Annotated in this window: 10 protein-coding genes; 8 read left to right on the top strand and 2 right to left on the bottom strand. The window is 66.0% G+C overall.

Features of this window, described 5'->3' with window-relative positions; genetic code table 11:
- Positions 1-2857 (top strand): DUF3400 domain-containing protein (locus VFL64_RS07780; RefSeq protein WP_489539805.1); only part of this gene is annotated, 2857 nt, incomplete at its 5' end.
- A gap of 101 nt (positions 2858-2958) precedes the next feature.
- On the opposite strand, the gene VFL64_RS07775 is transcribed toward VFL64_RS07780, so the two are convergent.
- Positions 2959-3942 (bottom strand): Bug family tripartite tricarboxylate transporter substrate binding protein, encoded by a 984-nt coding sequence (locus VFL64_RS07775; RefSeq protein WP_489539804.1) that lies wholly within the window; start codon positions 3940-3942, stop codon positions 2959-2961.
- 62 nt (positions 3943-4004) lie between these two features.
- On the opposite strand from VFL64_RS07775, the gene VFL64_RS07770 reads away from it, so the two are divergent.
- The gene (locus tag VFL64_RS07770; protein ID WP_489539803.1) at positions 4005-4466 is read left to right on the top strand and encodes an HIT family protein; all 462 of its coding nucleotides are present in this window, start codon (positions 4005-4007) and stop codon (positions 4464-4466) included.
- Positions 4467-4472: 6 nt separating this feature from the next.
- Here the strand turns inward: VFL64_RS07770 and VFL64_RS07765 are convergent, their stop codons facing one another.
- Entirely contained in the window at positions 4473-5654 is a 1182-nt protein-coding gene (locus tag VFL64_RS07765; RefSeq protein ID WP_489539802.1) for a serine hydrolase domain-containing protein, read from the bottom strand.
- An 89-nt stretch (positions 5655-5743) separates the two neighbouring features.
- Here VFL64_RS07765 and VFL64_RS07760 point away from each other — a divergent pair, with 89 nt between their 5' ends.
- From VFL64_RS07760 to epsG, 6 genes are all read left to right on the top strand, one after another.
- Positions 5744-6160, top strand: a complete 417-nt coding sequence (locus tag VFL64_RS07760; RefSeq protein WP_489539801.1) for a gamma-butyrobetaine hydroxylase family protein — start codon at positions 5744-5746, stop codon at positions 6158-6160.
- Positions 6161-6176: 16 nt separating this feature from the next.
- Positions 6177-6908, top strand: a complete 732-nt coding sequence (gene ubiE, locus VFL64_RS07755; protein WP_489539800.1) for a bifunctional demethylmenaquinone methyltransferase/2-methoxy-6-polyprenyl-1,4-benzoquinol methylase UbiE — start codon at positions 6177-6179, stop codon at positions 6906-6908.
- 258 nt (positions 6909-7166) lie between these two features.
- Positions 7167-8144, top strand: coding sequence for an EpsD family peptidyl-prolyl cis-trans isomerase (locus VFL64_RS07750; protein WP_489539799.1), 978 nt, complete (start codon positions 7167-7169; stop codon positions 8142-8144).
- A complete protein-coding gene (gene epsE, locus VFL64_RS07745) occupies positions 8141-8998 on the top strand; it encodes a polysaccharide export protein EpsE (protein WP_489539798.1) in 858 nt (285 codons plus the stop codon). The genes VFL64_RS07750 and epsE overlap by 4 nt, the downstream gene beginning before the upstream one ends.
- 10 nt (positions 8999-9008) lie before the next feature.
- Positions 9009-10436 (top strand): chain length determinant protein EpsF, encoded by a 1428-nt coding sequence (epsF, locus tag VFL64_RS07740; RefSeq protein ID WP_489539797.1) that lies wholly within the window; start codon positions 9009-9011, stop codon positions 10434-10436.
- Positions 10433-11335 (top strand): chain length determinant protein tyrosine kinase EpsG (gene epsG / locus VFL64_RS07735; protein WP_489539796.1); only part of this gene is annotated, 903 nt, incomplete at its 3' end. The genes epsF and epsG, both read left to right, overlap by 4 nt.

The raw sequence follows: 11335 nt of genomic DNA, 5'->3' as shown, positions 1-11335 counted from the left end.
CCATGACGTCGACGTGGCCACCTTCGAGCTGAAGTACTTCGACGCCTCGGGCAAGACGCTGGAGCGCACCGAGAAGCTCGAGATCCCCGGCCGCGTGTTCCGCAAGGAAGGCCTGGGCAAGGACGTCACCGACAAGTTCCTGGCCGGCCTGCCTGGCATCCAGAAGGAAGGCTGCGACGGCCTCATCACCAGCGCACGCTGGGTGGTGCACAAGATGCCGGCGCACACGCGCACGGTGTGCCTGGAGTTCTTCGGCAACGCGCACGACGCGGTGCCGTCCATCGTCGAGATCAAGGACTTCATGTTCGCCGAGGCCAAAGCCGGCGGCGCCATCCTGGCTGGCCTGGAGCACCTGGACGACCGATACCTCAAGGCCGTGGGCTATGCCACCAAGAGCAAGCGCGCTGTCCTGCCCAAGATGGTGCTGGTGGGTGACATCGCCGGTGACGACGCCGACGTGGTGGCCCGCGCCACCAGTGAGGTGGTGCGCATTGCCAACAGCCGTGCCGGTGAAGGCTTCGTCGCGGTGAGCGCCGACGCGCGCAAGAAGTTCTGGCTCGACCGCAAGCGCACGGCGGCCATCAGCAAGCACACCAACGCCTTCAAGGTGAACGAAGACGTGGTGATCCCGCTGCCGCGCATGGGCGAGTACACCAACGGCATCGAACGCATCAACATCGAGCTCTCGCTGCGCAACAAGCTGGCCCTGGTGGATGCGCTGGAGGCCTTCTTCGAACGCGGCAACCTGCCGCTCGGCAAGACCGACGACGCGGGCGACGTGCCCACCGCCGAGCTGCTCGAAGACCGCGTGCAGCAGGCGCTGACCCTGCTGCGCGAGGTGCGTGCGCTCTGGCAACTTTGGCTCACCAACCTGGATGCGGCCAACCCGCAGAGCGGCCGCAGCTACTTCGCCGACCTGCAGGATCACAGCCTGCGTGCATCGTGGAAGACGCAGATCCGCGCGCCGCTGCAGAACATCTTCAACGGCTCGGCGCTCAAGCCCATCGTCGACGAATGCCAGCGCATCCACAAGGAGGTGCTGCGCGGCCGCGTGTGGGTGGCCCTGCACATGCACGCCGGCGACGGCAACGTGCACACCAACATCCCCGTCAACAGCGACAACTACGAGATGTTGCAGACGGCCCACGAGGCGGTGGGCCGCATCATGGCCCTGGCGCGCTCGCTGGACGGCGTCATCTCGGGCGAGCACGGCATCGGCATCACCAAGCTCGAGTTCCTGACCGACGAAGAGATCGCTGCCTTCACAGACTACAAGCAGCGCGTCGACCCCGAGGGCCGCTTCAACAAGGGCAAGCTGCTCAAGGACTCGGCGCTGAAGGCCGACCTCACCAATGCCTACACGCCGAGCTTCGGCCTGATGGGGCACGAGTCGCTGATCATGCAGCAGAGTGACATCGGCGACATCGCCAACTCGATGAAGGACTGTCTGCGCTGCGGCAAGTGCAAGCCGGTGTGCGCGACGCACGTGCCGCGCGCCAACCTGCTGTACAGCCCGCGCAACAAGATCCTCGCCACATCGCTGCTGGTCGAGGCGTTCCTTTACGAGGAGCAGACGCGCCGCGGCGTGAGCATCAAGCACTGGGCCGAGTTCGAGGACGTGGCCGACCACTGCACCGTGTGCCACAAGTGCGTGACGCCCTGCCCGGTGAACATCGACTTCGGCGACGTCTCGATGAACATGCGCAACCTCTTGCGCAAGATGGGCAAGAAGAGCTTCCGCCCGGGCAACAAGATGGCGATGATGATGCTCAATGCCACCAACCCCGAAACCATCAAGCTCTTGCGCATGGCCATGGTCGACGTTGGCTTCAAGGCGCAGCGCGTGGCCAACAACGTGCTGCGCGGCCTGGCCAAGAAGCAGACGGCGGCGCCCAAGTCGACGGTGGGCACGGCTCCGATCAAGGAGCAGGTGATCCACTTCATCAACAAGAAGCTGCCGGGCGGGCTGCCGAAGAAGACCTCGCGTGCGCTACTGGACATCGAAGACAAGAACTACGTCCCCATCATCCGCAACCCCAAGAGCACATCGGCCGAGACCGAGGCGGTGTTCTATTTCCCGGGCTGCGGGTCGGAGAAGCTGTTCTCGCAGGTGGGCCTCGCCACGCAGGCCATGCTGTGGCATGCGGGCGTGCAGACGGTGCTGCCGCCGGGGTATCTCTGCTGCGGCTACCCGCAGCGCGGCTCGGGCCAGTACGACAAGGCCGAGAAGATCATCACCGACAACCGCGTGCTGTTCCACCGCGTGGCCAACACGCTGAACTACCTGGACATCAAGACCGTGGTGGTGAGTTGCGGCACTTGCTACGACCAGCTGCAGGGCTACCAGTTCGACAAGATCTTTCCGGGCAGCCGCATCATCGACATCCACGAGTACCTGCTCGAGAAGGGCATCACGCTTGGTGGCGCCGGTGGCTACCTGTACCACGAGCCCTGTCACAGCCCGATGAAGCTGCAGGACTCGATGAAGACCGTGAAGGCGCTGCTGGGCGACAACGTGCTCAAGAGCGAGCGCTGCTGCGGCGAGAGCGGTACGCTGGGCGTGACGAGGCCCGACATTGCCACGCAGGTGCGCTTCCGCAAGGAAGAAGAACTGCGCAAGGATGAAGCCAAGCTGCGCGCCACCGGTGCCGTGGCTGAAAAGGGCGACGTGAAGATCCTCACCTCGTGCCCGAGCTGCCTGCAAGGCCTCACACGCTACGGCAACGATCTCAACAACGGCTTGCTCGAAGCCGACTACATCGTGATCGAGATGGCCAACCAGATCCTCGGGCCCGATTGGATGCCCGAGTACGTCGAGAAGGCCAACGAGGGCGGCATCGAGCGGGTGCTGGTTTAGGCCCCCCAGCGCGCTGCGCTCCTGCCCCCGAGGGGTGCCACCCAGTGGACCGGCAGAGCCGGATCCACGGGTGTTGCTTGAGGGAGCTTCGCTGTGCTCGCTCAGTCGGCGGAGAGGTTGCGCTCCTTGATGAGCGCATGCCAGAAGGCGGTTTCCTTCTGCAGGAAGTTCGCGAATGCGGGGCCGTCAGACGGTGTCACTTCGAGGCCGAAGTCTTCCAGCCGCGCTTTAACCTCCGGCACCGTGATGGCCTTGTTCATCTCGCTGCTCAAGCGCGTCACGATGTCGGCCGGCGTGCCCTTGGGTACGAAGAGGCCTTGCCAAGCGGTCACTTCGAAGCCCTTGATGCCGATCTCGTCCAGCGTCGGCACGTCGGGCAGCGAAGGGATGCGCTTCTTGCTCATCACCGCCAGCGGCTTGACCTTGCCGCCGCGGATCTGAGGCAGGCCGGCGGCGGTGTCGAGCACCATCATCGGCACCTGGCCGGAGATCACGTCCTGCACCGCCATCGCCGTACCCCGGTAGGGCACGTGCACGATGTAGCTCTTGGTGCGGTCCTTCAGCAACTCCATTGCGAGGTGGTGCGGGCTGCCGACGCCGGCCGAGGCATAGCTGAACTTGCCCGGGTTCTTTTTCACCTCGTCGAGCAGCTGCTTGGCGCTGTTGAAGCCGGCATTCGGGTTGACGGCAAGGATCAGCGGGAAGCTCGCCATGAAGCCCACCGGCACCAGGTCCTTGGGGTCGTAGGGCAGCTTCTTGTACATGGCGCTGTGGAACACCATGGCGCCGTTGTCGCCGGTAACGATGGTGTAGCCATCGGGCGCCGACTTGGCGGCGTTGTCGGTGCCGATGATGCCGCCCGCGCCGGGGCGGTTGTCGATCACCAGCGTCTGGCCGAGCTGCTTGCCGAGCTGCGGCGCGAGCTGGCGCGCGAGGAAGTCGGAGCCGCCGCCCGCGGGGTAGGCCACCACCCAGCGCACCGGCTTGTTGGGCCAGGCCTGGGTCTGCGCGAGAGCCGGGGCGATCAGGGTGGAGGCAAGCGCCAGCCCGAACAGGCGGCGCGAGAGAGCGGGTGTTGTGGTCATGGCGGTGTGGGGTGAGGCGAGGGTGTCGCATCTTATCGAGGGGCGCCGCGATAATCCGCCGCATGACGTCGCCGACCTTCCTGCCGCCTGCCCAACCCGTGCCGAACTGCGAGCTGTGCCAGCAGCCCGGCGGCCACCTGGTGTGGGCACGCGAGGGCTGGCGGGTGATCCGCGCCATCGATGCCGACTTCCCGGCCTTCTACCGCGTGGTGCAGCGCGAGCACGTGGCCGAGTTCTCCGACCTTCCGGAGCCGCAGCGCCAGCACTGCATGCAGCTCGTGAGCACGGTCGAGCGGGCACTGATCGAGCGCCTGCAGCCGACCAAGATCAACCTCGCGGCCTTCGGCAACATGGTGCCGCACTTGCATTGGCACGTCATCGCGCGGTTCGCGTGGGACAGCCACTTCCCGCAGCCGGTCTGGGGTGCGCGTCAGCGCGAGGTGCAACCGTCGGCGGTCAGCCGGCTTCCCTGTGCGCTGGGCGATCTAGATGCGGCGGTGGCCGCCGCGCTCGACGCGGCCTGACGCCGTTCAGTGGCCGAGCGCCGCATAGGCCAGGCGCTTGAACTCGAACGAGTAGGGGTGCCAGAAGCCGAACTGGCGCTGCGCCATCGCGATGCCCGCGATGTTGTGGCGCGGGTTGATCCACCAGTGCGTGCCGCCGATGCCGCCCCATTCGAACTCGCCCACCGAACCAGGTGGGTCGAAGCGGCCGGGCGTGACCGTGAGGGCGCCACCCAGCCCGAACACCTTGCCGGGAACCGGCCCGACGTTGGGGAAGCGGATCGTCGCGCCTTCGGGCAGGTGGTTGCGCATCATCAGCGCCAGGGTCTCGGGCTTGAGCAGCGTCTGGCCCCCCGGCATCAGGCTGCGGACCAGCGCCAGCATGTCGGGCAGCGTGGTGGCCAGGCCGGCGCCGCCGGACAGGCTGGGCACCGGCGCGGTGAAGGCGCCCGGGTAAGGCCAGCAGTCGGCGCGCGTCAACCCGGGCTCCAGCGGCCTGGCCGGGTCGACACCGGCGTACATGGCGGCCAGCCGGGGCAGCTTGGCCGCCGGCACGACGAAATGGGTGTCGACCATCTCCAGCGGGCTGAGGATGCGCGATTGCAGGAAGGCATCGAAGCGCTGCCCACTCAGCAGCTCGACCAGGCGGGCCAGCACGTCGGTGGCCACGGAGTATTCCCAGCGTGTGCCCGGCTGGCTCGCGAGCGGCAGGCCGGCCAGGGCGTCCATCATCTGGGCCAGCGACAGTCGCGGCGAGAGCACCTGCCGTTCGGTGTAGGCGTTGAACAGCAGCGTGCCCGGATCCAGCAGGCCATAGCTCAGGCCCGAGCTGTGGCTGAGCAAGTGTCGGATGGTGATCGGGCCGCGGGCCGGCTCGGTGTCGTCGAGCCGCGTCGCACCCGGGCGCAACACCTGGCGGTTCGCCAGTTCAGGGATGAAGCGCTCGATGGGCTCGTCCAGGTCGAAGCGCCCTTCTTCCCACAGCAGCAGGGCCGCGCAAGTGGTGACAAGCTTGGTGTTGGAAAACGCGCGGAAGAGGGTGTCTTGACGCAGCGGGCTGCCGGCTTCCCGGTCGGCCAGCCCGATGCAATGCAGGTCGAGCACCTCACGCCCGGACAGCACCGCATACGACATGCCTGCGAGCAGATGGTGGTCGACATGACGGCGCATGGCCGCGCGAAGGGCGCTGAAATCTGGCGCGGTGGTCATGGTCTCTCTCCCCCTTGTTGGAATGGTGTGCTCGCTATTTTCGTGCCAGACGGTTGGCTACACTGACCGGCTCGCGCGCCTCGATTGCCATGACCGGACTCAGCCCCCAGACCCCCTTGCCCACAGCCATCACCGTGCACCAGCAGTCACGCGTGCTCGAAGTGGCGTTTTCCGATGGCAAGCAGTTCCGCATTCCGTTCGAGCTGATGCGCGTGTACTCGCCTTCGGCCGAGGTCAAGGGCCACGGCCCCGGGCAGGAGGTGCTGCAAACGGGCAAGCGCCACGTCGAGGTGGTCGCGCTTGAGGCCGTGGGCAACTACGCCGTGCAGCCCACCTTCTCCGACGGCCACGACACCGGCATCTTCTCGTGGGATTACCTCTACCACCTGGGTTCGCAGGAGGCTGAGCTGTGGCGCCAGTACGAAGCGCGCCTGCAGGCCGCCGGCGCCAGCCGGGACCAGCCCATGCCCGGCAAGCCAACCGCCGGCTGCGGCCACCACCATTGACATTGAGGGGCATGACATGAGCAACACCCACTTCGGTTTCCAGACCGTCGACGAAACCGACAAGGCCCGCCGCGTGCGCGGTGTGTTTGACTCCGTGGCCTCGCGTTACGACGTGATGAACGACCTCATGTCGATGGGCCTGCACCGCGCCTGGAAGGCCTACACCGTGGCGGTGGCCGCGGTGAAGGAGGGCGACAAGGTGCTCGACATCGCGGGCGGCACGGGCGATCTCGCGCGCGCCTTCGCCAAGAAGGCCGGCCCGCGCGGCACCGTGGTCCACACCGACATCAACGAAGCCATGCTGCGGCAGGGGCGTGATCGCCTGATCGACGATGGCCTGGCCTTGCCCACCTCGATCTGCGACGCCGAGGCGCTGCCCTTCGCCACCGGCACCTTCGACTTGGTCAGCGTCGCCTTCGGCCTTCGCAATATGACGCACAAGGACCGCGCGCTGGCCGAGATGTGCCGTGTGCTGCGTCCCGGGGGTCGCCTGCTGGTCCTGGAGTTCTCCAAGGTCGCCGCGCCGCTGGAGAAGGCCTACGACTGGTACTCGTTCAATGTGCTGCCGCGCATCGGCAAGCTGGTGGCGGGCGATGCCGACAGCTACCGTTACCTGGCCGAATCCATCCGCATGCACCCCGGCCAGCAGGAACTCAAGGCCATGATGAAAACTGCGGGCTTCGGGCACGTGGACGTGCACAACCTGAGCGCAGGTGTCACCGCGCTGCATGTGGGCATCAAGTGCTGAAGGTCACGGAACCGAAACACACGTCGGGATCCAAGCACCCAGGTCAAAAATTGTTCACGTTTGAGCGCTGTTTTGCCTCGCTCGCCCCTTAGTCGGGGGAGCCCTGCGCGCCATCCTTCACCAGTACACTTAATCGCTTGAAGGTCGGCCCGTGGCCGGGTATTCAATGCACCCGGCGCGCGTCATCCAGCGCTTGAGCGGGGTCGGCAGACGCCGAGTTGGCCGCCAGTACCTTGAAGCGATGGAAGAGATACCTGAATGACCGCAGTTTTCCATTCGACCGTTCCTTTCACCCAAGCGCGCGGCCGCACTTTCGTCGCAGTCTCGTTGGTGATCGCGGGTGTCCTGGCACTCACCGGGTGCGACAAGAAAGGCAAGGCCCCCACCCAGGCGGCTGCGCGGGTCAATAGCCAGGAGATCACCGTTCACCAGATCAACCTGGCGCTTGAGCAGCGTGCCCTGTCGCCCGAACAGGCTGCATCGGCCAGTCGCCAGGTGCTCGCCCGCCTGATCGACCAAGAGCTGGCGGTGCAGGAGGCGCAGAACCAGAAGATCGACCGCGACCCCCGTGTCGTGCGCCAGGTCGAAGCCGCCAAGCGCGAGATCGTTGCGCGCGCCTATGTGGAGCGCATCGGCGCCAACGTGGCCCGGCCCACGGCAGAAGACGTCAAGAAGTACTACAACGCCAACCCCGCCCTGTTCCAGGAGCGGCGCATCTACAACCTCGAAGAGCTGAGCATCGAGGCCAAGCCCGAGCAGCTCGATGCCATCAAGAAGAGTCTGCAAGATGCCAAGGACTCGGCTGCATTCGTCGAGACCCTGCGGGCGCAAGGCTTCAAGGTCGTGAGCCGGCAGGGAACGGCTGCCGCGGAGCAGCTGCCACTGGATCGCTTGGCCACCTTCGCACGCATGAAGGATGGCGAGTCGAGCTTCCATCCGATCCCGGGCGGTGCCCGTGTGTGGGTTGTTGTCAGCTCGCGCAGCATGCCCGTGGATGAAGAGAAGGCCCGTCCGGCCATCGAGCAGTTTCTCTTCAATGAACGCCGCACCAAGGCCATCAAGGAAGACCTCTCGACCTTGCGTGCGGCAGCCAAGATCGAATACGTGGGTGAGTTCGCCGGTAGCGGTGCCCCGAGTGCCACCGAAGTGGCGCCGATGGATGCCCCTTCGATCCCGCTGAACGGGCCGGCGCCTACCGGCGCGATGGTCGAGAACGCGTTGAAGGGTCTCAAATGAGCGAGGCGAGGTTGAACGTGATGCTGTGGGCCGTCGCCGCGATGTCGAAGATGTCGAGCATGCGCAAGATCATTCATGGGTTGCTGCTCGCACTGGCGCTTTGCCCAGTGGCCTGGGCGCAGGCACCTGCCGAGCATCTGCTCGGTGCGGGCGATGGGATCCGGGTGACCGTGTACCAGAACCCCGACCTGACGCTGGAGACGCGCTTGTCGGAACAGGGCCAGATCTCCTTTCCGCTGATCGGCGCGGTGCAACTGGGCGGGCTGACGCTCACAGGCGCGCAGGATCGGATCGCCAAGATGCTGCGCGACGGGGGCTTCGTTCTCAAGCCGCAGGTCAGCGTGCAGCTGGTGCAGGTCCGCAGCAGCCAGGTTTCCATCCTGGGCCAGGTGAATCGCCCTGGGCGCTACCCGATCGAAACCGCGAACAGCAAGGTGTCGGAGATGATCGCCGCAGCTGGAGGCGTGCTCCCGGGCGGCGGGGATGTGGTGTCCTTGTCGGGCACACGCAATGGCAAGCCGGTCAAGTACGACATCGACCTGCCGGCCGTCATGCAAGCCGGGCGGACGGATCTCGACGTCACCGTGGCCAACGGCGACATCATCTATGTCGACCGCGCTCCGGTGGTCTATCTCTATGGCGAAGTGCAGCGGCCCGGAGCCATTCGCCTGGAGCGCGGCATGACCCTGATGCAGGCGCTCGCCCAGGCCGGCGGCCTGACCCAGCGTGGCACCGAGCGCGGCATGCGGGTGCATCGCCGCGACGCTAGCGGCAACCTCAACGTGCTGCAACTCAAGCTGAGCGACCCCATCGAGCGCGAAGACGTGATCTACGTTCGCGAATCGGTCTTCTGAGGTCAGCACCATGTCGCTCACTCAGCTCCTGCGCATCGTTCTGGCTCGCAAGTGGTACGTCGTGGCGGCGCTGCTGATTTGCAGCCTGCTGGGGACGATCATCACGCTGTTCTTCGTGCCGAAGCAGTACTCGGCAGACGCGTCGATGGTGCTGGAGATCCGGCCTGATCCGGTTCTCGGCGCCTTGGCCCCCAGCCTGCTGGGGCCGGCCTACATGTCGACCCAGATCGAGATCATCAAGAGCGATCGCGTGGCTGCGCGCGTGGTGCGCATCCTTGGCTTGGCCAAGTCGCCGGCCGCGGTGCAGCAGTGGCGCGACGCGACACAGGGCAAGATTCCGCTGGAGCGGTTCTTCGCCGGGCTGATGCAGCGAGGGCTGGTGATCGAGCCATCGCGCGGCAGCAACCTCATCACGCTGACGTTCATCTCGGCTGATGCCGCCTTCGCAGCGGCGGCGGCGAACGCTTTCGCGCAGGCCTACATGGAGACCTCGGTCGAACTGCGCGTCGAGCCCGCGCGGCAGTCGGCGGAGTGGCTCGACGAGCAGACCAAGACGCTGCGTGCGAACCTGGAGCAGGCCCAGGCACGGCTGTCGAAGTTCCAGCAAGACAAGGGCATCATCGTGTCCGAGGACCGGCTCGACCAGGAGACCGCACGCCTGAACGTGCTCAGCTCCCAGTTGGCCGCGGCGCAGATAGAGCGCGTGGACGCATCGTCGCGCTTGCGCAATACCGGCACCGAGCTGTCGCCCGAAGTGCAGCAAAGCGGTGCCGTGCAGAACATCAAGATGCAGCTCGCCGCCGCGGAAACCAAGCTGAGCGAGATCAGCATCGTGGTCGGTGTGAACCACCCTCAACGCATTCAGCTCGAAGCTCAGATCGCGCAGCTCAAGCAGCAGCTTGCGAGCGAGATGAAGCGCGTCTCCGGCGGCACCTCGGTGGTGAGCCGCAGCAGTTCGCAAAAGGTCGAGGAACTGCGTGCCCTGGTTGAAGAGCAGAAGCGACGTCTCCTGGCGCTGAGTTCCGAGCGCGACCAGATCATCATCCTGCAGCGCGATGTCGAGACGGCGAAGCGTGCGTTCGAGACCGTCAGCGCGCGGGTGGGCCAGCTCAACCTGGAAAGCCGCAACACGCAGGCAGAGGTGCGTTTGCTGACACCGGCCATCGAACCGCTGGAGCCCTCGCGCCCGAATGTGCGCAAGAACGTCGGCGCTTCGGTCGTGGTCGGCCTGATCCTGGGGCTTGCGCTGGCGGTGGGCCTGGAGTTTCTCGATCGCCGCATCCGTGGCCCTGAAGACCTCCTGGTGGCTGCCGGCGTGCCTGTGCTGGGCGTCCTGCGGCCTGCGGGTTCCAAGCAGCCCGTCTTCCGGCAGCTTCTGCCCGGCCGGCCCGTACACGGGCAGCTCACGCTACCCATGCAGGAGAAGCCCGCGTCATGAAGATGAATGTTTCCACCATCACCGAAACGCCACCGGCGAACCGGTCGATCGGTGCGATTCTTCTGGACAGCGGCCAGCTGAAGCCCGAAGACGCCGAGCACATCCTGCGCCTGCAGAAGGAGCAGAACCTGCGCTTCGGCGAAGCCGCGGTCCAGTTGGGCCTGCTCACCGAGGCGGATGTGCAGTACGCGCTGTCGCGCCAGTACTCCTACCGCTACCTGCGGGTCAGCGGCGACAAGCGGCCGATCAGCGAAGAAGTCGTCGCGGCCTACCAGCCTTTCAGCCCGCCGGTGGAGCAGTTGCGGGCCATCCGCAGCCAGCTCATGCTGCGCTGGTATGACAAGGCCGAACAGCGGCAGGTTCTGACGGTGGTCGGGGCTGAACGCGGTGAAGGCCGCAGCTATCTGGCCGCCAACCTGGCTGTGGTGTTTTCGCAGCTCGGCGAGCGCACGCTGCTGATCGACGCCAACCTGCGCACGCCCAGCCAGCACGAACTGTTCAAGCTCAAGAACACCACGGGCTTGTCGACGCTGCTGGCGGGTCGCGCGCGCGATGAAGCCATCATCCGCATCACCGACTTGACCAGCCTGTACGTGCTGTCTGCCGGCCCCGTGCCCCCGAACCCGCTGGAGTTGCTGAGCCGCAACAACTTCGATGAGTTCCTGGCGCGGGCCCGCTCGATGTTCGACATGGTGATCATCGACACCCCGGCGCTGTCCGTCGGTGAAGACGCCGCGCTGATTGCCATGCGTACCGGCGCCGCGCTTGCCGTCGCACGCAGCACGCAGACCCGCGTCTCGGCCTTCACCGACATGGTCCAGGGCTTGATGTACTCCGGGGTTTCCGTCGTGGGTTCGGTGCTCAACGAGGTTCCCGCCGTCAAGAGCCCGAAGCACGCC

The sequence above is a fragment of the Rhizobacter sp. genome (assembly GCF_035702065.1).
GTDB lineage: Bacteria > Pseudomonadota > Gammaproteobacteria > Burkholderiales > Burkholderiaceae_C > Rhizobacter.
This window is presented reverse-complemented; position numbering and strand designations above follow the sequence as displayed.